The 25,673-nt window shown below is 40.1% G+C and carries 19 protein-coding genes and 1 tRNA gene; 5 read left to right on the forward strand and 15 right to left on the reverse strand.

Going from position 1 to position 25,673, the window contains the following annotated elements; translation table 11 throughout:
• Window positions 1-491: 491 nt before the first annotated feature.
• The 6 genes from NK987_RS20340 to NK987_RS20365 all read right to left on the reverse strand — a co-directional run bounded on the left by NK987_RS20340 (window position 492) and on the right by NK987_RS20365 (window position 8,089).
• Entirely contained in the window at window positions 492-1,490 is a 999-nt protein-coding gene (locus NK987_RS20340) for a PorP/SprF family type IX secretion system membrane protein (protein WP_338021209.1), read from the reverse strand.
• A 22-nt stretch (window positions 1,491-1,512) separates the two neighbouring features.
• Window positions 1,513-3,807: a PKD domain-containing protein gene (locus NK987_RS20345; RefSeq protein ID WP_259265361.1), complete on the reverse strand. Its 2,295-nt coding sequence runs from the start codon at window positions 3,805-3,807 to the stop codon at window positions 1,513-1,515.
• Between the two features lie 161 nt (window positions 3,808-3,968).
• The gene (locus NK987_RS20350; protein ID WP_259265362.1) at window positions 3,969-5,240 is read right to left on the reverse strand and encodes an adenylosuccinate synthase; all 1,272 of its coding nucleotides are present in this window, start codon (window positions 5,238-5,240) and stop codon (window positions 3,969-3,971) included.
• 112 nt (window positions 5,241-5,352) lie between these two features.
• Complete coding sequence (locus NK987_RS20355) at window positions 5,353-5,697, reverse strand: STAS domain-containing protein (protein ID WP_259265363.1); 345 nt, start codon at window positions 5,695-5,697, stop codon at window positions 5,353-5,355.
• Window positions 5,694-6,161, reverse strand: a complete 468-nt coding sequence (locus NK987_RS20360; RefSeq protein ID WP_258423966.1) for a Fur family transcriptional regulator — start codon at window positions 6,159-6,161, stop codon at window positions 5,694-5,696. The genes NK987_RS20355 and NK987_RS20360 overlap by 4 nt, the downstream gene beginning before the upstream one ends.
• Window positions 6,162-6,511: 350 nt before the next feature.
• A complete protein-coding gene (locus NK987_RS20365) occupies window positions 6,512-8,089 on the reverse strand; it encodes a high affinity choline transporter 1 (protein ID WP_259265364.1) in 1,578 nt (525 codons plus the stop codon).
• A gap of 344 nt (window positions 8,090-8,433) precedes the next feature.
• Here NK987_RS20365 and NK987_RS20370 point away from each other — a divergent pair, with 344 nt between their 5' ends.
• Window positions 8,434-9,147, forward strand: a complete 714-nt coding sequence (locus tag NK987_RS20370; protein ID WP_259265365.1) for a CDP-alcohol phosphatidyltransferase family protein — start codon at window positions 8,434-8,436, stop codon at window positions 9,145-9,147.
• Between the two features lie 127 nt (window positions 9,148-9,274).
• Here the strand turns inward: NK987_RS20370 and NK987_RS20375 are convergent, their stop codons facing one another.
• The gene (locus tag NK987_RS20375) at window positions 9,275-11,494 is read right to left on the reverse strand and encodes a RelA/SpoT family protein (protein WP_258423969.1); all 2,220 of its coding nucleotides are present in this window, start codon (window positions 11,492-11,494) and stop codon (window positions 9,275-9,277) included.
• A 129-nt stretch (window positions 11,495-11,623) separates the two neighbouring features.
• Here NK987_RS20375 and NK987_RS20380 point away from each other — a divergent pair.
• From NK987_RS20380 to clpX, 4 genes are all read left to right on the forward strand, one after another.
• Window positions 11,624-11,705, forward strand: a tRNA-Leu gene (locus tag NK987_RS20380).
• Between the two features lie 109 nt (window positions 11,706-11,814).
• Window positions 11,815-13,140 carry a trigger factor gene (tig, locus tag NK987_RS20385; RefSeq protein ID WP_259265366.1) on the forward strand — a complete coding sequence of 442 codons (1,326 nt, stop codon included), beginning with the start codon at window positions 11,815-11,817 and terminating at the stop codon, window positions 13,138-13,140.
• Between the two features lie 77 nt (window positions 13,141-13,217).
• Entirely contained in the window at window positions 13,218-13,892 is a 675-nt protein-coding gene (locus NK987_RS20390; protein WP_258423971.1) for a ClpP family protease, read from the forward strand.
• Entirely contained in the window at window positions 13,892-15,118 is a 1,227-nt protein-coding gene (gene clpX / locus NK987_RS20395) for an ATP-dependent Clp protease ATP-binding subunit ClpX (protein ID WP_259265367.1), read from the forward strand. The genes NK987_RS20390 and clpX overlap by 1 nt, the downstream gene beginning before the upstream one ends.
• A gap of 121 nt (window positions 15,119-15,239) precedes the next feature.
• Here the strand turns inward: clpX and lpxB are convergent, their stop codons facing one another.
• The 8 genes from lpxB to NK987_RS20435 form a co-directional block, all read right to left on the reverse strand.
• The gene (gene lpxB, locus NK987_RS20400; RefSeq protein WP_259265368.1) at window positions 15,240-16,346 is read right to left on the reverse strand and encodes a lipid-A-disaccharide synthase; all 1,107 of its coding nucleotides are present in this window, start codon (window positions 16,344-16,346) and stop codon (window positions 15,240-15,242) included.
• A 71-nt stretch (window positions 16,347-16,417) separates the two neighbouring features.
• Window positions 16,418-16,789 carry a GxxExxY protein gene (locus tag NK987_RS20405; RefSeq protein ID WP_258423975.1) on the reverse strand — a complete coding sequence of 124 codons (372 nt, stop codon included), beginning with the start codon at window positions 16,787-16,789 and terminating at the stop codon, window positions 16,418-16,420.
• A gap of 72 nt (window positions 16,790-16,861) precedes the next feature.
• Window positions 16,862-17,281 carry a 6-pyruvoyl trahydropterin synthase family protein gene (locus NK987_RS20410; protein ID WP_258423976.1) on the reverse strand — a complete coding sequence of 140 codons (420 nt, stop codon included), beginning with the start codon at window positions 17,279-17,281 and terminating at the stop codon, window positions 16,862-16,864.
• Between the two features lie 98 nt (window positions 17,282-17,379).
• On the reverse strand, window positions 17,380-18,057 hold the full coding sequence (locus NK987_RS20415) for a hypothetical protein (protein WP_259265369.1): 678 nt from the start codon (window positions 18,055-18,057) through the stop codon (window positions 17,380-17,382).
• A gap of 62 nt (window positions 18,058-18,119) precedes the next feature.
• On the reverse strand, window positions 18,120-18,596 hold the full coding sequence (locus tag NK987_RS20420) for a DUF4843 domain-containing protein (RefSeq protein WP_259265370.1): 477 nt from the start codon (window positions 18,594-18,596) through the stop codon (window positions 18,120-18,122).
• A 12-nt stretch (window positions 18,597-18,608) separates the two neighbouring features.
• Window positions 18,609-20,120 carry a RagB/SusD family nutrient uptake outer membrane protein gene (locus tag NK987_RS20425; protein ID WP_259265371.1) on the reverse strand — a complete coding sequence of 504 codons (1,512 nt, stop codon included), beginning with the start codon at window positions 20,118-20,120 and terminating at the stop codon, window positions 18,609-18,611.
• A gap of 22 nt (window positions 20,121-20,142) precedes the next feature.
• The gene (locus tag NK987_RS20430) at window positions 20,143-23,205 is read right to left on the reverse strand and encodes a SusC/RagA family TonB-linked outer membrane protein (RefSeq protein WP_259265372.1); all 3,063 of its coding nucleotides are present in this window, start codon (window positions 23,203-23,205) and stop codon (window positions 20,143-20,145) included.
• Between the two features lie 546 nt (window positions 23,206-23,751).
• On the reverse strand, window positions 23,752-25,671 hold the full coding sequence (locus NK987_RS20435) for an OmpA family protein (RefSeq protein ID WP_259265373.1): 1,920 nt from the start codon (window positions 25,669-25,671) through the stop codon (window positions 23,752-23,754).
• Between the last annotated feature and the right edge of the window lie 2 nt (window positions 25,672-25,673).

The raw sequence follows: 25,673 nt of genomic DNA on the forward strand, positions 1-25,673 counted from the left end.
ATTAGGCCTGCCGCTAGCGTTCATCCTGAGCCAGGATCAAACTCTCCATTGTATAGTTTTTTTTCTCTGCATCACTGCAGAATCGTTTCCTAGCCCTGTCTTCAATCTAATCCAACAGTGTTAACTGCCGGATCTTTAATGTCGTTTCTCCAGTATTTCAATGAACTTTTACCGCCTCATCCGGCAGTATCGTAAGACTGATGTCTTAATGTACCAAGAATGAAATTTGATATATTTCATTTGCGGGTTGCAAATATAAATCAAAATTTTATTCTTTCAAAAACTGATTAGGAAAATTTACTCTTTTTTCGGAAGGTAATTGCGAGCCCGTTCAGAACATAAGTGCTTTAATCGAATCAGTGTGCCCGCGTTTGGGATTGCAAAGGTGCAAATCTTTTTTTCAAATGCAAAAGCAAAAAGACAAATAAATTGTCTTTATATCCAACTTCTCTGAATATCAGGGAGAAAAAATATTCTTGAGCCATAACTTATCAATACCTGAAGGTTGGTAACCGCCTTCTTTGGACTCTTTGCCAAAGCTGATTGACAAATGAATAGCGTATTGATACTTCATGTGCGCCACCTGAATTCCTCCAGCCCAACTGCGAAAGGGTAAAATCATAACTGTATCCAAGGTCAACACCGTTTTGGAGGGAGAAACCAATCAATGCGATTAGAGCTTCGTTATTGGGCAATCCAATCCTGGTGGGAAAGCCACGGTACCATACACCCAGAATGATTGGGTCAAAGAAAAGCTCCATTCCAAAATCCAATTGGTCATATAAACCTTGTCTTTTGTAATTAAATGCCAAAGATAATGTCCGCTCCTGTTGGGTATTGTTGAAGTAATCATTGATGGCACCAGGTGTTAAATCAAACTTAATTCCTCCATGGGCAGAGTACCTGATCGGCAAAATGTCTTTATCTAAATCCAAGTAAGAAATATTTGGCCGGGTGAGGTGATGACCCGATACTCCCAACCAAAACCTTTCATTATAGTAAAAAAGACCTGTATGCAAATCCGCAAAACTTCTTTGTCTTGCGTCCGGAATCGCCACTCCTGCACCAGGTAAGACTACTCCCTTGCTGATGTCTAGTTGTGTGCTTAAGACCACTTCATCAAAACTTGCTGAGCGGGTAGCGTAACTTCCCTGAATTCCCATGTGCAAAAAACTAGATGACCCAAGCCTCAACCTGTAAGAATAAAGCAATCCCAATTCTGTGTTTTGGAGATTGGCAAGGCTTTCCCTGGTGCCATTTACAATAATCCCTATGCCACTGTTTTTACTTTCTATAAAATGGTCTGCATAGGCAGAAAACGCCACAAAAGTCTGGTCCAAAGCCGGCCATTGGTTTCTAAAGTTGAAACCTACACGAGTTATTTCGGAACTGCCGGCAAAGGCAGGATTGAGAAATAATGGTGAAGCATAAAACTGGGAAAACTGGGTATCCTGCGCCTTGGCATTGCCAAAAGCCATTATGACTATCAAAAAGATCAAGTATTTTCCCATTTTACCTAATCAATAAAAATCTACCGCTCTGCTCCACTGATTCCCCGTCAATGGTTACCATTTTGACCCTGTATACATAATTTCCCCCCGGCATCAATTCCCCATTGACTTTACCATCCCAACCTTCTGTTTTCAAATCATTTGTTCTAAACAGCATATTGCCCCAAAGGTTAAAAACCAAAATTTCCATTTGCGCAATTCCCCTAACTTTGGGCCTAAAAAATCGGTTCTCCTCTAAGGTGGGCGTAAATCCGGTAGGAAACATTACCCTGTAACTTTTGGTGATTGAAAGCTCCTTGGCAAACTCGGCAACACAGCCCAATTCATCAGTAATGGTCAACACTATCTGAAAAACTCCTTTTTTCCCATATATATGTATTGGATTCTGATCTGTTGAACCTGTTCCATCACCAAAATCCCATGACCAATTCACCACATCATCCGGCGAAAGATCAGTAAACTGAATGGTATCATCAGGAAAAATCCCTCCATCTTCATCTCCTTTGACCCCAGTTCCCTGAACTTCAAAGTCAAAATTTGTCTGAAGGGATTGAGTTACAATGATTATTTCAAATGCTATGGGCTCTGACCAACAATCCAAATCCTTGTGCTTAATTCTTAGGAGAAAATTTCCGGATGAAGATATATTACTCATACCCTCATTTTCTATCAATTCACCACCGGGGGTTTCTAATTGGTAATCATAACTCACCTCATCATAACCCGGAATGAATTCACGGACATCAAGGGACATACCGGGTTCACATCCAACCACAGGATCGCTAATCACCAAACTTGGTAAAGGAGGATTTATCAAGGTAAAGACTGAAGATTCGGTCGGACAGCTCTTTGAATTGTAAGCAATAACTTTATACACACCCGGTAAGATGGCTTGAATCTCTGAAACATCAGAATCAGGAATCAATATGTCATCCCTGAACCATTCATGTTTTACATATACTTCATCACCAACTGCCCTTAATATTATAGGATCCCCTTCACACCGCCTTAATTCATCTATGGTGCTGTCAAGGCCTTGGGCTAAGATGCTGACTGGTTCAGGAGATTCTTTGATTAAAAGCTTGATGTAATTCCCTGAGGATGTTTTCCCATAATTATCAGTAATCGTATAATATACCTGAACAGTCTGGTCTGTGAATCCAGTATTTGGAAAGAAAGTAAACTCCCCGCCAGTGTCAGAGGCACGGAAAGTTCCTTGGGGAAGTACCAAAACCCGATTTTCAGGTCTGCACCTAGCCTGAGAACAAATGTCTCCCTCCTCTGCCTGAATATCCTCAAGCGAACCATAAAACTGCAAACACCTGATGCTTGAATTTTCATTTGGAAGCGTAGCCTCGGCGGGAGTAATTTCATAAGTGTTTTCTTGGCCTTCGCAAGAGGCTTTGTCATCAATGTCTACTCCCTCAGGATTTGAAAGGCCATCCTCATTGGAAACCTCCACAATAAGATTTCTGATTTCATGGATATTGTTCAATCCACCTGTAGAAGCAGTAAATCCTATCTTTAGATTTTTAGGAGCGGGGAAGTTGTAAGGTCTATCGAAAATGGTGACCATCCTTGGATTATTTGCCTCAGTGGAAACCAGCATCTTTACTGTCAAAAAATATCCCTCTCCAAATGGATCAGGCTGCAAATCCAAAAAGACTTTCCGGTATCCCGGAAGGTTGGGGTCAGTCACCCTGTTGGTTCCTGGGCCTCCTGAACTGATGGGAAACTGGTCAGAAGCTCTAAGTCCATCATTACCGGGCTCCATGGTTTTACGCCCTACAATAAAATTATATCCAGAAAGACCATTTCCAGGACCTCTGATTACTATAGAGTTTGGCACCAAGGATTCACCAATCCCGGCAAAACCACCAATTTTTCCCTCTTGGGTAGTTCCAAAGTTTCCGTATTCATCAAATCCGATTCCCAGATATGCCCTTGATAAACCGACTTGGTTACCGCGCTGTGCATAACCGAGGGATCCACCAAATCCTCCTGTATTGAATACAGGGGTGTCGGCATCAAATAAAAATGCCACTATTCCATCTGCACCATTGCCACCATAGCTGAAATATTCAAATTCGGCTTTGATACCATATGTGGAAGAAAAAGGAATGTCAATGTAGATATACCCATTTTGTTCATTGACAGCATCTGTTAGTCTGAGCGCACCATTCACAATCCTTGCATTTCCTCCAAAGACCGTGGCAGATTGCGTTGAATTATCCGTAAACTTCTCACAATAGGGAAAACCAACCTGTGCTTTGCCTTCTATTAAAAAGGAAAACAAAAAAATAATTGATAAAAAAAAATAGATTAGCTGTGGTATTAATGGGTCAGGATTTTTCAATTTCATGAGAAATCTATATTGAGTTTCATTTTTGGTCATGTAAAGTACAGAAACTCTTAAAAAATAAAAAGGCTTCCTTTTCAGAAGCCTTATTTTATATGTTATCTGAGAATTGTCTGCTTTCGATCTGGGCCTACTGAGACCATTTTGATCGGAACCCCAAGTTCCTTTTCGAGAAAGTCTACATAGTCTCTCAATTCCTTAGGGAATTTTTCATATTCATTGTCCTCTGCCAGAGAAGTAAACCATCCCGGAACAGTTTTATAAACCGGCTTTACCTCATCATCATTCAATTCATAAGTAAGTCTATCAACCTTGGATCCATCAGGCAATTCATAATGGGTACAGATTTTTATTTCCTCAAAGATATTGAGCACGTCCGCCTTCATCATAAATAGTTGGGTTACCCCATTGATCATGATGGAATATTTCAATGCAGGCAAATCTATCCAACCACATCTTCTTGGACGGCCTGTGGTTGAACCAAATTCATTTCCTTCTTTACGCATGGCCTCGCCGGTGGCATCATGGAGTTCGGTAGGAAAAGGTCCGCTGCCCACTCTAGTACAATAGGCTTTGAATATCCCGAAGACATCACCGATTTTGGAAGGAGATACACCAAGTCCCGTGCAGGCCCCTGCGACCATGGTACTGCTTGAGGTGACGAAAGGATAACTTCCAAAGTCTATGTCCAACAAAGACCCCTGTGCACCTTCGGCCAAAACTTTTTTGCCGGAAGCCAAATAGTCATTTACCTCGTATTCACTGTCTACCAGATTCAGCGTTCTGAAAAAAGCAACTGCATCAAAAAAGGTCTTTTCCAGTTCTGCCAATTGGCTGATATCAAAATCATAGAAGGAGAGAATTGTCTTATGCTTTTCAACAAGTGTGTTGTATTTCTCCTCAAAATCAGGAGCCAAAATATCTCCAACCCTTAATGCAACTCTTCCGATTTTATCCTGATAGGTGGGTCCAATACCTTTAAGGGTAGATCCGATTTTTTTGTCTCCTTTGGATTTCTCATAAGCGGCATCTAACAGCTTATGCGTTGGAATGATGATAGTTGCTTTTTTAGAAATGAAAAGGTTTTTCTTAAAAGCAATATTGAATTTGTGAAGTCCTTCGATTTCCTTTCTCAAGACTACAGGGTCCAATACCACTCCATTTCCGATAATATTGAGGATATTCTCCCTAAAAATACCTGAAGGAATCTGATGAAGGACATGCTTGATGCCATCAAATTCCAAAGTATGTCCGGCATTGGGACCGCCTTGAAATCTGGCGACCACGTCATATTGCGGAGCCAATACATCCACTACCTTACCTTTTCCCTCATCTCCCCATTGCAGGCCTAAAAGAACATCCATTTTCATTTTAATATTTTGTATCTAGTATTTTTAAATCAATTCGGCCGTGAAGTTTGTCATATCCCTAAAAATTACCAAATAACTCAATCCTTTTTCTGTAGATATTACCAAATTCAGATTAGGATATCGCTTGCTTGGCCTCAGTAATGCTTGGGTAGACGGTGAAGATATTGTTCAACTTGGTGATGATGAGCAGTTTTTGAACGTGTTCAGAGGGTGCCGTAAGGAATACCTCTCCCCCTGAATTTCTCATTTTGGTAAGCATGGTGATCAAAAGCCCAATGCCACTCGAACTGATGTACCTCACTTCAGAGAGGTCCACTACAAAAAACTTGATTTTATCGTTGACTGCATCGGACACCATTTCCACAAGCTTTGGCCCAACTTCGTCTCCGATAAGGTCACCTGTTACAAACAGAAGATGGGCATTCTTTTCTTTTTCAATCCTATAATTAAGCTTCATATCATTGCTTTATTTTCGCAGTTTTCTTTAAGGCAAGTTCCATATAGAATCAATGAATGGTGAAGAACTTTGAAATTCAAAATCTCGCTCACTGTATTCTGTATGTTTTGTATCCTAGGATCGCAAAACTCAAGTACTTTGTTGCATTCGATGCAAATCAAATGGTCGTGCTGCTTGTATCCGTATGATTTTTCGAATTGGGCAATGTTTTTTCCAAACTGATGTTTGGTCACCAAGTCGCACTCTTCCAATAAGTCCAAAGTATTGTAAACAGTCGCTCTGCTCACCCTGTAATTTTTGTTTTTCATGCTGATGTAGAGTGACTCTACATCAAAGTGCCCTCCGCGTCCATAGATTTCTTCCAAAATAGCATAACGCTCGGGGGTTTTTCTAAGCTTTTTATTTTCCAGGTAGGCTGTAAATATTTTCTTTACCTCATCGAAAAGGGTCTGATTTAAGGCCATGAATTTTAGGTTTTTGCAAATATAACTTATCTTATTTAGAAAAGATTCGAATAAGCAAGATAGAAATCCTTTTAATCAAACCTCATCTCCTTGAAAATTCCTTTTATTGGGAAAAATTCTAGTGCTTGATGGCGTTTTGAAAGTTTGTTCATCAAGATTTTATCAAAGAGATCAAAAGGGGTGAAGGATTGCCAAAAAAAAGCATGAATGTTCTTAAGAAAAGGGAATTTTACAGGTTGGGATCAAGTGGTGAATTATTCTGAATACCATATTTAGATAATCCGTCTTCATTACCACCAGCAAGCAGAAAAGATGAAATTGCTAATTTTGTCTGTTATCCTTTTCCACTCCTACTCTTCTCCTTTCACCAATACTTTGGCAGTATCCCATTTCTGAGTTAGCCTGGATACAACGATGATGGTTAACAAACTACTGAGCATTGCCAAAGTACGGAACGGAAACAAGACCTTTCCATCCTCAATCATCGGATAGTCAATTAAGATCGGCAAACCCAATGAAGCTTCGCCCCCTCCAAATCTCAAAATCACGCCAACTGCAAAACCTGCAATTGAGCCGATTTTATTGGCTTTTTTGTCAAAAAGCGCTGTCACTAACTGCGGAAAGAGCAGGCAATACACAAAATCGCTGCACAATACCCAAAGGGAATAAACACTTGTCACGTTTAGTGCAATCAAAGTCGCCGCAATGCCAATAACCCAAATCGAAGTTTTGATGACTTTATTTAGATTTTCGGTCGTGATATTTGGTTTCACCAAAGGCCGATACACGTTCCAACTTGCTAGGGAAGAGGCTGATAAAATGGATGAATCAATCGAGGACATCACCGCAGCAGCAATTGCTCCAAGTCCGATCGTTGCCACCACAGTAGGTGTAAGGTAGCGAATGACGTAGGGCAAAATCATGGAATTGTTTTCTAAATTGGCTTTTGCCCCAAAATCCGTCCAATCGGTCACATTGCTTCCTATTATGCCAATCATTACAGCCGGGATTGCAGCTATCAGACAGACTACACCTGCGAAAATGGAAAGGCGAACGGCTGTTTTTTCGTCTTTGGATGCCAATACCCGTTGAAAATAAACCTGCCAAGGAATACCTCCAAAGATGAGCAAAAGCGCATAATCCCACCAATACCAATAATAACTCCCCAATACTTCTTTACTAGGGACAAAGGTCGCTGCTCCACCTTTCATGGTTTTGTAATTAGCCCAAGCCACATCCCATCCCCCCACCCCGGAAAGTGCAAAGGGAACAACTATCGCCAAGCCAATCAACAAAATTGACATCTGAATAATATCCGTCAAAGCAACTGCCAAAAGTCCCCCAATAGCAGTATAGGCAATGGTTACAACTGCTGATATGATAATAGACGTTTGGGTATCAATACCTAAAACGGTAGAAAATGTCGTGCCCAATGCCACCAAAATGGCGGCGGTCCAAAATACTTCACCGGCCAATGCGGGCAAAAAAAGCACTGCCCCCATTTGTTTGCCAAATCGCTGTGCTAATGGATCAAGCATGGTTTTGAAACGGTGACGCCGCATTTTCCTAGCAAAAATCAACCCTCCCAACATCAAACTTAAAGCATATCCCCATGGTGCCTGCACCCAAACCAAACCATCTCCGTAGGCATATTCCGCAGACCCATTGATATAGCCTCCGCCAACCCAAGTTGCACTCATAGTGAAAATTGCAATCCCTAAAGGCAATCCTCGACCCGCCAACATCATGTCTGCTTTTGATTCCTTTTTTTGGGCGACATGGGTCCCATAGTAAAAGATCAAAGCATAAAAGACCATCATGGATGCATAGCCGTACCAAAAAACCTCAGCTTTGGTAAACCAATACAAATACATTCCGAATATGATTAGTACGCCTATCAAAAAAATTGTAGGGTAGAATTTTTTCATGGTTTTATAGGCTGATGAAATATTATATTAATTGATCTCGATACATAGTATGAAACTCCCAACATTAAATAGACGCCCTAGGTCAAACACTAAAGTGGGGAATAAATTTTATTGGTGAATTAAGGAATGCCAATATAATCACTTAAAGATTTCAACTTACTTTTTCACTGACACTTCTTTCAATCAGATGAATTTGAGTCGTATTTAATCCAACAAACAAATCAATAAGTCAACACTTCATCTTTAAACCTCAAATTTCAAACCTCATCATTTTAAATAAAAAGAATAAATTTGTCTCAGAAGCCTAGTTGCTTAATTATGGCCATCCTTTTGACAAATTTGTTGTGAAAAAATTCAGCCCTTTTCAGTACGTCCTTGCATGGTCTGTACATGCCTTTACAGCATCGGGAATGGTTTTTGGGTTTTTGGCAATTTTGGCGATCCAAAGTCAAGATTTTGCTCAGGTATTCGTCTGGCTTACGGTCGCTTTTTTGGTAGATGCCATTGATGGTACGCTAGCCCGTGCTGCAAAAGTTTCCGAGGTATTGCCCAATTTCAAAGGCGACTCTATTGACCATGTCATTGATTTTGCAAACTATGCCATCATTCCGGCATATTTTATTCATGAGGCAGGTTTATTACCTGAAGAATTCAAACTGCTGGGAGTATCTGCGATCCTGCTGGTATCGTGTTTTTATTATGGAAAAACCACCTATGTTACCGAAGATCTTTATTTTGAAGGATTTCCTATTTTGTGGAATTTTGTAGGGTTTTACCTCTATTTTGTGTTTGACTTTGCGCCAATGGCAAACTTGGCTCTGCTTTTAATTCTTTGTGTCCTCCCCATTTTGCCATGGAAATATCCCTACCCAAGCCAAACCAAGGAATATAGACCACTGACATTTACTGCACTCTTTTTCATTGCAATAGGAATCATTGGGACGGTAGTTATTTTTCCCGAAAAAAACTATTGGATCCAACTGTGCTCCTATATCGGCATACTCTATATTTTTGGAATGGCAATTTTTAAAACATTCTTTTCCAAAATGAATAGCTGAATTACTGTGAAAAGGAAAGAATTTTACAGTTCATAAGACACATAGGTAGAAAAAGGAAAAACAGCTTGACTCCTTCAGAGAAATAAAATATTTGCACTACAAAATTCATTTCCTGACCGGCTGTAGTTCAATCAAACCTTGTCACTTTAAGGATTCCTTCGACTTTAGATAAGTTGGACATGAGTTTTTCGAGGTGTTGTGTGCTATGGACATAAAGCTTGATCGATCCTTCAAAAATCCCACTGTCAGAATCTACTGTGATGGAACGCATGTTTACTTTCAATTCATTGGAGATAACCCTTGTGACATCATTGATCAGCCCTACCCTATCGGTTCCGACGATCTTTAGTCCCGCCAAAAATGCGATCTGCTGTTGGCTGGTCCAACGGGCTTTGATCACCCGGTTGCCGTGATTGGAGAGCAGTTCCAAGGCATTAGGGCAGGAGGTCCTGTGGATTTTGATTCCTTCATTGATGGTCACAAAACCAAAAACATCATCTCCTGGGATGGGATTACAGCATTTAGCAAGGATATAATCTACCAAATCCATGTCTTCCCCGATCAATAGTTGGTCATGATCAGGTCCTTTGAGATTTTTGATCTCTTTGGTGAAAGTGGATTCGTCTTTTACTTTTTCAAATGAAGCTTTGCCTTTTTGTTTTTTCTGTTCTTTAAATTCCTTAAAGCTTTTGATTGAAGTGGCATCAATGATGCCCTTACCTACTTTGTAATAAAATTCATTTGGGGTTTTAGTCTCAAAATAAGCCCTCAGCTGCTCTACCACTTCCGAATTGAAATCCATTTTCATCTGGCGCAATTTCCTTTGGACGATTTCTTTCCCATCCATGATGGTGGATTTTTTTTCTTCACGGAGAGCATCTTTGATTTTGGCTTTGGCCCGTGATGTTACTACCGAGTTGAGCCAATCTTCGGTAGGTTTCTGTTTGTTTGAAGTGAGGATTTCTACCTGATCACCGTTTTTGAGCTTGTGGTTGATGGAAACCAATTTTTGATTGACTTTGGCTCCTATACATTTTGCCCCGACTTCAGAGTGAATCTCAAAAGCAAAATCCAAGGCTGTTGCGCCGTTGGGAAGTACTTTCAATTCCCCTTTAGGAGTAAATACAAAAACCTCATCATGGAAAAGGTTGCCACGAAAATCATCCATAAACTCTATTGCCGAACCGTCATTTGATTCCAACAAAGTCCTGACTTGGGTAATCCACTCGTCCAATCCTGTACCTTTATTTTGGGAAGTATCCTTCTCTTTATATTTCCAATGGGCGGCATATCCCCTTTCGGCGATGTCATCCATTCTTACCGTTCTGATCTGAACTTCCACCCATTGGCCGGTCTGACTCATGACCGTGGTATGTAGCGACTCATAACCGTTGGCCCTCGGGGTGCTGATCCAGTCTCTTAGCCTGTCGGGATTAGGTCTGTAAAAATCTGTCACCACGGAATACACCTGCCAACAGTCTGCTTTTTCATTTTCAAGCTCGCTATCAATGATGATCCTGACAGCAAAAAGGTCATATACCTCTTCAAAAGGTATATTCTGTGATTTCATTTTGTTATAAATCGAAAAAACAGACTTAGGCCTTCCCTTAATGGTAAAATTGAAGCTTTGCGAAAGCAACTCTTCTTCTATCGGTCCGATAAAATTCTTGATGAATTTGTTTCTAGAGAGTCTTGTTTCATTGATCTTGTTGACAATGAATAAATAAGTTTCCGAATCTGTAAACTTCAGGTAAAGGTCTTCCAATTCTGATTTGATCGCGTACAAACCCAATCTATGGGCTAGCGGCGCATACAAGTACATGGTTTCGGAGGCAATTTTCAGCTGCTTGTGTCTTGGCATGCTGTCAAGAGTCCGCATGTTGTTGAGCCTGTCAGCCAATTTGATCAGAATCACCCGCACATCGTCGGAAAGGGTAAGCAGCATTTTCCTAAAATTCTCCGCTTGTTGGGAAGAACCGTATTCGAATACACCGGATATTTTGGTCAATCCATCAATTATCTGGGCAACTTTGGCACCAAATTCCCTTTCGATGTCTTCCAATTCCCAATCGGTATCCTCGACGACATCATGCAACAGGGCCGCGACTATACTCGTGGTTCCCAACCCGATTTCTTCCACACATATCAGCGCAACTTCCAAAGGATGGTAGATATAGGGCTCTCCGGATTTGCGGCGCATTTCCTTATGGGCATCATTAGAGACGTTAAAAGCTTTTTTGATGATCTTGGCATCACCGGTTTTCAACACCGGTTTGGCCATTTTCAAAAGCTTTTTATATCTTTTTAGGATCTCCTTTCTTTCCTCTGCCAGGTCTATTTCTATCATATTATCGAAGCTAAAGCAATTCTTTTATCAAAACAACCCGTTTTGCAGGGTATTTAACAAATTTTGAAATGAATTTTATTCCAATTTTTGCAAGTTTAATTTTACTTATTACCTTTGCAACCACAAATCGCGGATGTGGCGAAATTGGTAGACGCACTAGACTTAGGATCTAGCGCCGCGAGGCATGGGGGTTCGAGTCCCTCTATCCGCACGCTTCTTAACCCTCAATCAACTTTCCGGCTTCGAGCCTAATACAGGCCTTCGAAATAAGAAATGGGATTGGGGGTTTTTAAATTCAAATCACACCAAAATACAGCAAATTGGAAATCTCATTAGACAAGCACGCAGCAAATCAGGCTTCAGTTAAAATTAAACTAAATGAAGCAGATTATCAACCAAAGGTGGATGCGAAAATCAAGGATTATGCTAAAAAAGCCACAATGAAAGGCTTTAGACCTGGCAAAGCACCTATCACCATGGTAAAAAAGATGTATGGAACTTCGGTTCTTGTGGATGAAATCAATTCAATCCTCACATCTTCCCTTAATGAATACCTGAAAGCACAGACTTTTAAGATTTTGGGAGATCCACTTCCGGTGATTGAAGAAGCGGCGAATATTGATTGGGATTCCCAAAAAGAATTTGAGTTTAAGTATCGGATAGGTTTTGTAGAAGATATTGCTGTGGACATTGAAGGTGTCGACGCGGTGTCCTACAAAATGGATATGGATAACAAAGAAGTAGAAGATGCAATCCAAAATCTTCGCAGCCAATACGGAAAGATGACCAATCCAGAGATCAGCCAGGAAAATGATTTCCTTTACGGTGACTTGAAATCTGAAAATGGATCTTTTGAGAAAACCTTTTCAATGCCGCTTTCTGCAGTTGATGCCGGTTCATTGAAGCAATTTTTAGGCTTGAAAAAGGGAGACGTGGTAACATTTGATTTGGCCAAAACCATCAAAGAAAACCTAGCAGCCACGATTGGTATCACTGAGGAAGAAGCTGCTGACCTCAAAGGAAATTTTTCTTTTACTGTTCAGAACATCAACAGGACTGAACCTGCGGACCTCAACCAGGAGTTTTTCGATAAGCTTTTTGGCGAAGGTCAGGTGGATTCGGAGGAAGCGATGAGAAATAAAGTGAAAGAAATCCTTTCAGAAAATTACAACAAAGAACTACGTGTTTTTGGAGAAGAAAAAATCAAAGATAAAATTGTAGCCAAAGCCAATATCGATTTGCCAGAAGATTTCTTGAAAGAGTGGTTGTTCAGAGCAAATGAAGGTAAAGTGACCACCGAGCAAGTAGAGAAAGAATATCCTATTTATGCCAAGCAACTGACTTGGACTTTGATCTCTAACAAAATTGCGAAAGACAATAACATACAGGCAGAACATGCAGATGTTATCGAAAAAACCAAAGAAATGATCCGTGAGCAATTTGCTTCTTCAGGACTCGGCTCGCAGATGGAAGCAAGCATGGATATGTTTGTAGATAATTACCTTAAAGGCAATGAAGGACAAAATTATATGCAGATGTTGACTTCAGTACAGAATGAGAAAGTTCTTGATTTTGTAAGAGAAAAAGGAAATCTGAAAGAAGAAACCATCAAAATAGATAAATACAAAGAGCTGTTGGAAAACTAATTTTTGGATAAAATCGTTATCAAAAAGTCCTTCTTTAAGGGCTTTTTTTATTTTTGTACAAGACTAAAACAGAAATTATGATCAACAGAGACGAATTCAGAAAATACGCTGTTCACAGCAGGGGCATCAGCGGTAACGCTTTTGACCAATACAACACTTTTGTAGAAAACATGACCAGGTCAGTAATCGAAGAAAGACCTACCAATTTCCGGGAAATTGATGTGTTTTCAAGATTGATCATGGACAGAATCATCTTTTTGGGTACCCAGGTGGATGATTTTATTGCCAATATCATCACCGCACAGTTGTTGTTTTTGGAATCAACCGATCCCAAAAAAGACGTGTTGCTTTATGTAAACAGCCCCGGAGGATCCGTAACTGCCGGACTTGGAATCTATGATACCATGCAGTACATCAATCCTGATGTGGCCACTATTTGTACAGGTATTGCAGCATCTATGGGGGCAGTATTGCTCGCCGGTGGTGCCAAAGACAAAAGGTCTGCCTTGCAACATTCTAGGGTAATGATTCATCAGCCTTCAGGAGGGATGCAGGGCCAATCTAAGGACATGGAAATTTCATTGAAGTTGATTTTATCTATGAAGCAAGAACTGTATCAGATTCTTGCGGACCATTCAGGTAAGACTTTTGAAGAAATCGAAAGAGATTCTGATAGAGATTATTGGATGAAAGCACCGGAAGCCAAAGAATATGGCTTAATTGACGAAGTATTGATCAAAAAAACTAAATAATGGCACAAATTACCTGTTCATTTTGCGGAAGAAACAAGAAAGACGTGGACTTGATGGTCTCCGGGATTTCGGCACATATCTGCAATTTCTGTATTGACCAGGCTTACCAGATTCTTGGCGAGGAAGATAAAAACAAAAAACCCGGCAAGACTCCCAAGGTTAAGCTGAAGAAGCCAAAGGAGTTAACTGATTTTCTGAACCAATATGTGATCGGTCAATATGAAGCTAAAAAAGTACTGACCGTAGCAGTGTACAACCACTTCAAAAGGTTGCTTCAAAAAGGGGAAGAAAATGATGATATCAGGATCGAAAAATCCAACATCATCATGGTCGGCGATACAGGAACAGGTAAAACCTATCTTGCCAAAACATTAGCCAAAGTCTTGGAAGTGCCCTTCTGTATAGCAGATGCCACTGTACTTACCGAAGCAGGCTATGTGGGTGAGGATGTGGAAAGTATCCTTACAAGGTTGCTCCAAGCCGCTGATTACAATGTAGAAGCGGCGGAAAAAGGCATCGTTTACATTGATGAAATCGATAAAATAGCAAGGAAATCTGACAATCCATCCATCACCCGTGATGTAAGTGGCGAAGGGGTGCAGCAGGCTTTGTTGAAGTTGTTGGAAGGAACGGTGGTTAATGTGCCGCCACAAGGTGGCAGAAAGCATCCTGACCAGAAAATGATTGCCGTCAATACGGAGAACATCCTATTTATCTGCGGTGGGGCATTTGACGGTATCGGAAGACACATTGCAAAGAGGCTGAACACACAACCCATGGGATTCAATAAATATGTCGAAGGCAGACAGGTGGACAGGGCCAACCTCCTTCAATATGTCACCGCACAGGATTTGAAATCTTTTGGTCTGATACCTGAACTGATCGGAAGGCTTCCTGTGGTAACCCACTTGGATCCTTTGGATAGAGACACGCTGAAGAGCATCCTGACCGAACCAAAAAACGCCTTGACCAAGCAGTATAAAAAACTGATAGAAATGGAAGGTGTCAAACTGGTTTTTGAGGAAAGCGGGATTGATTATATTGTAGAGAAAGCTGTGGAATACAACCTTGGTGCAAGGGGCTTAAGGTCTATCTGCGAGGCTATCATCACCGATGCCATGTATGAATTGCCTTCGGATGACTCGATTAAGGAATTGGTCATTGATGCCAAGTACGCACAGGAGCAGTTTGACAAGTCTAAGTTTAAGAAACTACAGGTTGCTTGATGGATTGACCAGTTTTCAGTGATCAGTTACATAAAACCGCAGAAAGTGAAAAAAGACTTCTGCGGTTTTTTTATGTAAGTATAGCATAACTCTCTTTTCAATATAAACTTAGCTTAAGGAATTAAATTTCTAAATTACTACAAATCATTCTTGCCGTTGTCTCTGAAGCTGAATTGGTCCCCAACTTTTCTTTGATTTCGGTATAGCCATCCAAAATTTCGGCTTTGTGTAAAATATTGGAAAGGATCAGGTTCAGTTCCTGACTTAGGTTTTCAACGCTGTAATCATTTTGGATCAGTTCTGCCACCACCTTTCGGTCGGCGATCAAGTTGACCAATGAAATAAAAGGCACCCGAATCAATCTTTTGGCAATGGCGTAGCTTATACCTGAGGTTTTGTAAACGACCACTTGGGGAACGCGGAAAAGAGCTGTTTCCAAAGTGGCTGTACCCGAGGTGACAATGGCTGCATTGGCATGGTGCAGCAGGTCGTAGGTCTGATTGTAGATGACTTTGATACCGGCTTTGATGGCAGGTTCATATAAGGTTGCGCCAAGGTTGTCTACTCCTGCAATCACAAACTGTGCATTAGGAAACTTTTTGACTACCTGAAGCATGACATGCATCATGTTGGCGAGTTCCTGTTTTCTGCTTCCAGGCAACAATGCAATGACGGGACTGTAACTCAAACTGTTCTTTTGATGAAAAAAAGGATGGGGTTCAAATTTGGAAATTTCGTCCAATAATGGATTACCAACGTAATGAGCATTTATCTCAAATTTCTTAAAAAATGGAGGTTCAAATGGAAGGATTGAATACACCTGATCGGTAAACTCTTTTATTTTAAAAGCTCTTTTCTGGTTCCAAGCCCAGACTTTCGGCGGGATATAATAATGGACAGGTATTTTGTTTTCCTTTCCAAAAGCCGCCATTTTCATATTGAAACCCCCATAATCCACCAATACCAACACATCAGGCTTGAATTTGAGAATGTCTTTTTTGATCAAAGAAAGATATTTCAGTACTTTCCTGAAACCCAATAGCACTTCAACAAAACCCATCACAGCCACTTCATCAAAATGTGCGGCAAGTGAAAGCCCTTCATTTCTGGAGTAATCCCCTCCCATACCACGGAAATTAGCATTAGGATCCAAGGATTTGATCGCAGAGATCAGGTTGGAGGCATGGAGGTCTCCAGATCTTTCACCGGATATGATGTAGTATTTCATGGTTTTTTACCACTGAGGGCACTGAGAACTCAGAGAAAATGAGAAATAAAAAGAGAGTAATGAGTTAAAGATCATAGAATAACCCTTTTTAATCCATTAACCAACCTTTTTTCATTGAAGTTAATTAGAAGACCCAGTGGATATTTTCCAAGTTTGAGGTATGTTAACATTTGAGCTAAATGTATCTCTTTCAATTTTTTGATGCTTTTAATTTCGATAACAACAGTCTTTTCGACGACTAGATCTAAACGATAACCACAGTCTAAAAAAATTCCGTCAAAGTAAACAGGTAATGGTTTTTCTATTTCAATAGACAACCCAATTGAATTCAACCTATGAAAAAGGCATTTTTGATACGCACTTTCCAATAATCCGGGGCCAAGTTCTTTATGGACATAAATAGATTCACCGATAATCTTTTGTGTAAGAGAATTTATCTCCATTTATTCTTCCTTGAATATAAAACCTTAAATCTCTCGTAACTCTGAGCCCTCGGTGTCCTCTGAGGTGAATAATCATTCCCCAAAGTACTCTACAAAATTCCTTGGGGTTTCGTAAAGCGTGAGTTTGTATAATTTTCCTTGAGAGACGATTTTGTTGACGGCTGGCTCAAGGATTTTCCAAAATTCCATGACAAGGTTTTCGCAACTTGCCATTTTGCCCTGCATAAAGTCCACATCAATATTGAGGTTTTTGTGGTCTACTTTATCTATCACCAAAGTACGGATGATGGTACTGAGTTGCTTCAAATCCACCACGAAACCTGTTTCCGGATCGGGGATTCCTTTGACAGTGACGATCAACTCAAAATTATGACCATGCCAATTCACATTGGCGCAAGGTCCAAATACAGCAATGTTTTTTTCTTCAGACCAATTGGGATTCCAAAGCTTATGTGCGGCGTTGAAATGTTCTTTTCTACAAACGTGTACCATCCTCAGATTCTAATGAGGTGCAAAAATACATAAAAAGTATAAGGATAGACAAATCAAAAGTCTATTAGAAAAGAAACCCTTTCCAAAGGAAAGGGCTTTTATAATTCTTGAATGTTTAATAATTGAATCAATCTTATGGCATCAGATTTTTCTTTGAGATCAAGCGAATAGTCACTTATCAAACTTGTTGCTTTTTCCGTATCCTCCTCAAAAGTTTCTTTCAAATACTTGGACTTGGTTTTGAGGAGCGTGGTTTCCCCATCCTTTACGATGTATAACTCTTCAATCGTTTGAAAGGCCTTCGCTCTTTGGGAGCCATAAGTAGCCGTCAAATCATCTCCCATAGTTTTGTAATGATGGGCAATCAATGAATATTTTCCATCAACCAAAATCTCAACAAATACATTTGCCCCGGCTTGGGGTATGGAATAGCCTGATCTAAATAATCTTGGATATGATCCTGTATTGAGGATAAAACCCGAAATTTTCCCCGGATAATAGGCAATCAACTGACCATCCATTTTATGTTCTAGGGTATTGTCATAAGAATTAAAAGCGATGGTCAGGTTAGCAGCTGTATCTAGTTCAGAAAAAATGATACTTCCCATTTCAAAATCCAATAAATACGCCGAACCTTTAACTTCTGAATAAGGATTGGACATGACCGGCCTTCCGCCAGAAGCATCATCTTTCAATAACTTCAACTGTGCTATAGCAGGATTGACTAATCCTGTCAAAAGCACAAATACTGCAATTTTTAAACTAATTTTTCTCATATTCAAAATTAAAAAAAAGGCTGGTTTCCCAGCCTTTTAGTCTAAACTTTTAAGCAAATAAATTAAGCATCAGGTGCAGCAGGTCTTGTAATTCTTAACTGCACTCTTTTATAATTTTCACTTGGTGCTATTTGCGCATTTCCTTCCAATTCCAGCAAAAGGTCAACAGATCCACCGATAGCACCGGTATTAAGGATAGTGACCACTGCATTGGCAGTGCTTGAATTTGCAGGGATTACAAGTGAACCTGATACAGAGAAATCGGTTCCTGCAACGGCCGTAGTACCATCAGGAACGATTTTAAATGCGATCGTTTCATCTGAAGTTCTTTGAGCACCTACAAGATTTACCTGAAGGTTCACTGTTCCCACTGTATTGGCTACAGTGATTCTTGGATAAGTCACACCTGCAGCAGGAGCCCTAACAACAGCATCCTGAAATTCGACAACTGCACCTGACCATGTTGGATAGTTTTGCTCAATACAAGAAGTGAAAGCCAAAACCAAGGCCAATGATAATAATGATAGTATCTTTTTCATGTTAAATTCAGTTTAGTAGCCTCTATTTTGGTTCAGGTTAGGGTTACCATCAACTTCTCTTTGAGGAATTGGAGGAAGGATTTTGAAATCATCAAAAGTTAGGTTGACAACGGGATTAGTTTTGATCACATCCTTACCATATCTTTTCAAATCAAACCATCTGTGTCCTTCGAATGCAAATTCCTTGAATCTCTCCAAAAGAATTTCGTCCAATAATGCCTGACCTGAAAGAGTGACAGGAGCCAAACCTCTAAGCGCTTTGAAAGCATTCAATTCAGTCAAAGCAGCAGCTTCATTACCAGGAATGTGGTAGTTAGCTTCAGCCCTGTTTAGGTGCATTTCTGATTTTCTGATAACTGGCACATTATCTCCGTATGCAAATCCATTCTTTGAAGCAAATTTTATACATTCGATTTGACGGCCTGCACCTCTTACGGTATTTCCTGTAGTATATAAGAAAGCTCTGACATCATCATTTCTGGTTACATCCCAGTTGTTGTTATCATTCGCAGGTGTACCGATCTGCAATTGGGTCAATCCAAAGAAACCTCTTACAGTTGCATTTGGAATGAAATCACCCCAACCACCCTGAGAGTTTTTATTCGCAGTCAAGCTAAGCAAAGTGGTGTAAGACGTCTGAAGTGACTCATTTACACCGATAGCTTCTCCGGGAATTGCAAATCTCACCTCAAACATAGACTCAGGATTTACTTCTGCTCTCCAACCATTTACATAAGCTTGTCCTCCTAATACTGTACCGACATTACTTGCCAAGGCAGTAGTTGCTTCGTCAGCAGCTTTTGCCCAATCACCTCTGTACAATGCAACTCTGGAAAGCAAAGCAGATGCTGCTGCAGAAGAAGCAAAATAGGTGCCCCTTGAAGTCAACAAAGTTTTTGCAGCTTCCAAATCAGCATAAATTTGGGTATATACCTGATCGATAGTAGACCTTGGAGTCTGACGTGACAAGGCTGCATCAGAAGTGATGACACCTTCCAAAACCAAAGGAATCCCCCCCTCATCGGTTACACCGGGAGTGTAGATTGCTGTAGGAATGTAAGAATAGGATTTAACCAGATCAAAGTAGTACAAAGCTCTTAAGAATTTGGCTTCCCCTTCCCATCTCGCTAATTGCGCAGCTGACGCACCCTGAACATTAGGAAGTGCATCAATGATCAAATTAGCTTCGTTGATGGCGAAATAGCTGTTTTGCCAAAATGCAGCAGCAAAATGTGCGTTTGGCTGGTTGTTGTTTTCACCAATCAAACGACCTGAGTTAGAAGTTGTCTGACCAACATCTGCCAAAGCATCTGACTGTGCCAGCAAATTTCTACCATAATTTGACACCGGTCTCAATCTTGCATAAACAGAATTGAGGGCAGCACTTACTGCATCAGGAGTATTTAGGGCTCCGTTAGCGTCTATTGATTGTCTAGGATCAACTTGTAATAAGTCATCACAAGAGGTCATCAAGAATGATCCTGCAAGGACAAAGGATAAGACAATTTTATTTATAAATTTCATGTTTTTCATTTCCTTAAGATGTTTAGAATCCGATTTGAACACCTATGGTATAGTTTTTAGTCAAAGGAATCTGACCTGTACCTGCACCTACGAACTCAGGATCGTATCCCGGATAGTCTGCATAAGTCCAAAGGTTCAATCCCTGTGCATAAATTCTTGCTCTTGTCAATCCAAGATTCCTTACCAAATTAGGGCTAAAATTATAAGCTACAGTCAGCTGCGTTAATCTGATAAAATCAGCTTTCAACAAATTGGCTGAACCTGTACCTCTTGATGCACCACGTACTTCATTTCCTGCATTGGTGGTCAAGTTTCTTGGAATGTCAGTGATTTGACCTGGAGTAGTCCATCTTCTGTCATTGACTTCTCTCAAGGCATTAAGAGTCAATCGGGTACCATTTTCTCTTAAGAAATTGTACTGACCATCAGAAACTACTGCACCATATTCATAGGTAAAGAATGCGGTCAATTCAAATCCTTTGTAGGTAAAGGTATTGTTCAAACCTCCGAAGGTGGTTGCCAAGTTTGAACCTTGGTACTGTCTGTCAGCAGCCAATGGCAAGTAAGTGATGTTTCCATTGATGTCATACCACATTGGACGGCCTGTTGCAGGATTGACACCCGCGTAAGTCGCCAAGAAGAAGGAACCTGGAGCAGCAACACCGTCATTTGCAGGATTACCTACGGGCTGTCCTACTGCAAGGCCTGGGTTAGCTGGAAGGAATTCTAATCCATCATATAAGCTGACAATCTGATTTTTGATATAAGTGAAATTGAAAGAAGTATTCCATCTGAAACCACCTTTGTCAACGTTGATGGTAGAAACTTCAAATTCGATACCTTTATTCTGCAATTCTCCGACATTGTTGGCAATATCACCAAAGCCATTTGTCCAAATAATTGGCTGATCTAACAACAAGTCTTTGGTTCTTCTATCGAATACGTCCAATGAACCTGTAATCCTGTTGCTCAAGAAACCGTAGTCCACACCAAGGTTGAATGTTACATTTGATTCCCATCCAAGATCAAGGTTTGCAAGAGATGTTGGTCTGATACCTGCCTGACCGGCGTAGTTTCCTCCACCGCCATATAGACCTCTAGCGGCAAAGTTTCCGATTTGGTCGTTCCCTGTTTTACCATAAGAAGTTCTTAACTTCAAATCTGATACTACTTCACTGTTTTGCAAGAAACTTTCTTCCACAATATTCCAGCCTAATCTGATAGAAGGGAACAAACCGTATTGATTGTTCGCTCCAAATCTTGAAGAACCGTCATATCTAGCAGTTACAGTTGCCAAGTATTTTTTCTTGTAATCATAGCTTCCTGAAATGAAAGCACCCGCTCTTTTGTAACCTGTCCAAAATCCAGTAATAGATTCAGGAGTAGCCGCCGATTGGATTGTTCTAAACTGGAAAGTAGGGAAACCGATACCAGCACCTGAAAGACCCTGTCTTGTTTCAGATACATATTCCAAACCGAAGATTCCGGATACGTTATGTACATTTCCAAAGGTTTTGTTCCAGTTCAAAGTCTGGGTAGTGATAAATCTTGTTCTCCAGTCGGACTGCTCGGAAGCTCTACCGACTACACCTGCTCCATCTGGAGTTCTAGGATCCCTGTAGGATTCTCCTTGAAGCAATCTGTAATCCAAACCAAATAATGATCTGAATACCAAATTGTCCAATATTTTGTAATTGGCGACAATATTACCTACAACGGTGTTGGTTCTTTGAAGACCTGAGTTATATTCATTGACCAAAACAATATTTTGACCTAAAACTCCACCAATTGAAGTATTAAAGGATCCATCTTCATTGTAAATTGGGTTATGAGGCAACACCGCAGATGCGGAGAAAGCCGGGTTACCCAAGAAAGCACCATCAACAGCGAAAGGAATGTTTTGCTGGAAAGTGGAAAGGTTAAGACTTGTTTCAAGATTCAATCTTGAATTTGCCTGATGAGTCAAAGCCACCCTTACAGTACCTCTTTCAAAGTCAACAGGCTTGAAAGATGATTCTTGATAATTATATGATCCTGACAAGAAGAAAGTGGTTTTGTCATCACCACCTGAAACAGAAAGTTCATAATTCTGGATTTTTCCTGTTCCCATCACTTCTCTCTGCCAATCATATGTCGGAAGACCTTGACCGATAGCTTCCAAATCAGCAGGAGTTAATGTCTGCCAGTTAGCAGGTAGACGGCCCATGTTGTTTAGGGTATTCGCCTCTGGAAGCGTATTTCCGGAGTTTTGGTAAGCTTCTCTTCTCATTTCATACCATTCAGCTCCACCTAATACATCCAGGTATTTCATTGGCTGTGTAGAACCTCCAAAAGCATTGAATTCAAATCTAGCTTTACCCTGCTTACCTCTTTTTGTTGTGATGATAACAACACCATTTGCAGCCTGAGATCCATAGATGGCAGCAGAAGCAGCATCTTTCAAAATCTCCATTGACTCGATGTCATTTGGGTTCAAGAATGCAAGTGGGTTGGATTGGGTAAAGTTGGCATTGGATTGGTTATTCAACTGAACACCATCCACAATGAACAAAGGCTCATTACCGGCATTGATTGATCCTACACCACGGATTCGGATATTCACCGCGCCACCCGGAAGACCGTTGGCAGATCTTACCTGGACACCTGAAGCCCTACCTTGCAAAGCCCTGTCAAATGACTGCATTGGCAAGTTTTGGATCAATTCCCCTTTCACAGAAGAAATAGCACCTGTAACTTCTCTTTTTTGCTGAACACCGTAACCTGTTACGATCACTTCTCCCAAACTAGCAATGTCTGGTTGCAATTCAACGACGATTTGGGATCTGTTTCCAAGAGAAACCTCTTGGTCAACGAATCCCGTAAAACTAAATACCAAGACATTACTGCCCTCTGGTACATTAAGTGAGAATTTACCATCTAAATCAGTAGCTGCACCGATTGTAGTACCTTTCACCACGACTGAAGCACCTGGAAGCGGAAGACGATCCTCACCGGATGTCACCGTTCCAGTCACAACGCGCCCTTGTGCAAATGCTGCCGCACCTACAAAAAGAAGCATTAGTCCTAGAAGTAAAACTTTCTTCATAAATTGTTTTTTTTGGTTTAACGATATTCCAATTTTATCCATTAACCTCTGATAATCCAAAATCGTTTAAAAAATTTACATATATGGCAGTGGAACAATGATTTAAGAATATTTGGTATTTAGACAAAAGGGAACATATTATTTTCCCATTTTTAGAAAATCCGCATGATATAAAAAAAAGGAACCTGTTAACGGTGTGTTAACGAAATAAAATAATTTTTAACTTTTGTTAACAATATTTTTTGAATTACAAATTAAAGAGGTCTTTGTTACTTAATTTTTAAACTTAAATATTACACATATTTAAAATGAAAAAAATAATAAAATAGAATATAAATTGACTTTTTAAAAAAAAATATATAATTATTATAATAAAAACTAAATTCTAAAAAATTACAAATAAATCAATATAATATACTGAAAAATGTACTAAATCAGAGATTTATATCAAATACAAATAAAATATCAGAATTTTTATTAATTATTGAACGATTCTAAAAAATAATGTCTATACATCAAATTTGATTTATTAACATTAAATTAAAATTACTTTATAGAAATTGTAACCCTTCGGTTTAGCGCCTTGTTTTCGGGTGTGTCATTAGGTTGTATTGGTTCCCGATCTCCCTTTCCGTCTGTAGCTACCCTGATTTCAGGTATTCCTTTTTCCATCAAAAATTTCTTCACACTTTCAGCCCTTCGAAGGCTGAGGCTCTCATTATACATTGGATTTCCCTGATTATCTGTGTGGCCGATGATGGTGATTGCTACTTTGGGGTTTTCCATCAAAAAGTTATATAACCTCTTGAGAGAACTTGCTGACTCCTGCTTTAGGTCATCTTTGTCCAAGTCAAAAAATATATTTTCGAAAACAAACTCTTCCCCTGAACCAATGGGTATGAGTGAGACCATCAGGTCTTTCTGATTTTTGAGGTTATCTCTATCTACATTGTAAATTTTTGGAAGGTATCCCTCTTTTTCCACATAAAGTCCAGAAAAGGATTTATCCGGATAAAGCATCATAAATTCCCCGGTTTTTCCATCAGAGCGGAATTCGTAAAGTGTACTGTCGTTGCTCAGGCTTACGAGGGAAAGTCTGGCATCTACCGGATCTCCGGTCTTACTGTTAAACACTTTTCCTTGGGTAACAATAAGATTTTCTCCTAATGAAATTTCTTCAGGAAATCTAAATTTGTAGAGGTAAGACCTTTCCTCCATAGTCTCATTGAAAGTGTTTTCGGTATAGTAAGCATAATCCCTCTGGGCGGTAATAAAAAGGGAAAACTGATCTAAGTGGTCGTTTATGGGATAACCTAGATTCTCAGGATTTGTAAAGACTCCATTCTCAACCCTTGATACAAATATATCCTGCCCTCCAAACCCTCTATGTCCGTCAGAAGCAAAAAACAAGATTTCATTGTTGAAGTAAATGAATGGAGAAACTTCATCTTTTGGAGTATTGACAAGACTGCCGAGATTTTTGGCTTCTGACCATCCCCCATTTGGCATTCTAAGCGAATACCAAAGGTCTCTTCCGCCAAACCCTCCCCTTCTGTTTGAAGAGAAAAAAAGAATCCTTCCGTCAGCTGATAAAGAGGGTTGAGAATCCCAAAATCTTGAATTCACGGCCTTTCCCATATTTGAAGGCCTTTGCCACTCATCGTTTAACTTGTAAGCAATATAGAGGTCACAATCCCCAAAAGAATCCGGAGTCTCGCAGGAGGAAAATATCAGGATCTTGCCATCTGCAGAAATGGTGCAGGTTCCTTCATTGTAATTGGTATTGATGACACTGGAAATACTTGCAGGCTGGGACCATAGTTGGTCTTCCTCCGAAAAGTTGCTGGTGAACAAATCCTCATGTTCAAAATTTTTAAGTCCGTCTCTTTTTACAAAAATAATTTTCTTGCTATCGGCTGTAAGGACAGGAAAATATTGGAGGGAAAATCCATTCAAAGGCTCGGACAATTTTTCCTTTTCAATAGAAAGTGCCTTTTCAAGCTGCAGGCTGATAAATTTCATTTGACTTTCAGTCTCCCTATAATCAATGCGCTGCTTGAAGCTGGGCTCTAACAATGGATTCGCATCATTATATTCCAAAAGGGATTCCTCGAACATGCCCATGGCCAAATAGCAATGCACCTTGAGCCATTTGAATTCTCCTTTGATTTGGTTTTTTGCCTGCTTTGCTCTAGCCTCTCCCCTTTCAGCGACTTTAATCGCTTCTTGGGGTTTCCCTTTGGTCAAAAGGATTCTTCCCCATTTGATGTATGATTCCAAAAAACCCGCTTCCCTTTCAATGGACGCTCTGTATTTTTCAATTGCCTCATCATACATCCGCTTTTGAACCAATTCATCACCCTCCTGATGCATTTTGATTGCCTTGTTGTCAATGATAGAATAGCCCTGACCGAATGAGAAAGAGATGAAAAAAAACAGGGTTAAACTAAGCAGGCTTATCTTCATGG

Source organism: Aquiflexum gelatinilyticum, from assembly GCF_024813435.1.
Classification (GTDB): Bacteria; Bacteroidota; Bacteroidia; order Cytophagales; family Cyclobacteriaceae; genus Cognataquiflexum; species Cognataquiflexum gelatinilyticum.

Bases quoted from the DNA above. Each gene is read 5' to 3' on its own strand.
- NK987_RS20360 (WP_258423966.1), bottom strand. From the start codon at position 6,161: ATGGCCTTAAATCAGACCCTTTTCGATGAGGTAAAGAAAATATTTACA.
- NK987_RS20390 (WP_258423971.1), top strand. From the start codon at position 13,218: ATGATCAACAGAGACGAATTCAGAAAATACGCTGTTCACAGCAGGGGC.
- NK987_RS20435 (WP_259265373.1), bottom strand. From the start codon at position 25,671: ATGAAGATAAGCCTGCTTAGTTTAACCCTGTTTTTTTTCATCTCTTTC.
- NK987_RS20430 (WP_259265372.1), bottom strand. From the start codon at position 23,205: ATGAAGAAAGTTTTACTTCTAGGACTAATGCTTCTTTTTGTAGGTGCG.
- NK987_RS20420 (WP_259265370.1), bottom strand. From the start codon at position 18,596: ATGAAAAAGATACTATCATTATTATCATTGGCCTTGGTTTTGGCTTTC.
- NK987_RS20415 (WP_259265369.1), bottom strand. From the start codon at position 18,057: ATGAGAAAAATTAGTTTAAAAATTGCAGTATTTGTGCTTTTGACAGGA.
- lpxB (WP_259265368.1), bottom strand. From the start codon at position 16,346: ATGAAATACTACATCATATCCGGTGAAAGATCTGGAGACCTCCATGCC.
- NK987_RS20405 (WP_258423975.1), bottom strand. From the start codon at position 16,789: ATGGAGATAAATTCTCTTACACAAAAGATTATCGGTGAATCTATTTAT.
- NK987_RS20410 (WP_258423976.1), bottom strand. From the start codon at position 17,281: ATGGTACACGTTTGTAGAAAAGAACATTTCAACGCCGCACATAAGCTT.
- NK987_RS20365 (WP_259265364.1), bottom strand. From the start codon at position 8,089: ATGAAAAAATTCTACCCTACAATTTTTTTGATAGGCGTACTAATCATA.
- NK987_RS20350 (WP_259265362.1), bottom strand. From the start codon at position 5,240: ATGAAAATGGATGTTCTTTTAGGCCTGCAATGGGGAGATGAGGGAAAA.
- clpX (WP_259265367.1), top strand. From the start codon at position 13,892: ATGGCACAAATTACCTGTTCATTTTGCGGAAGAAACAAGAAAGACGTG.
- NK987_RS20375 (WP_258423969.1), bottom strand. From the start codon at position 11,494: ATGATAGAAATAGACCTGGCAGAGGAAAGAAAGGAGATCCTAAAAAGA.
- NK987_RS20425 (WP_259265371.1), bottom strand. From the start codon at position 20,120: ATGAAATTTATAAATAAAATTGTCTTATCCTTTGTCCTTGCAGGATCA.
- NK987_RS20355 (WP_259265363.1), bottom strand. From the start codon at position 5,697: ATGAAGCTTAATTATAGGATTGAAAAAGAAAAGAATGCCCATCTTCTG.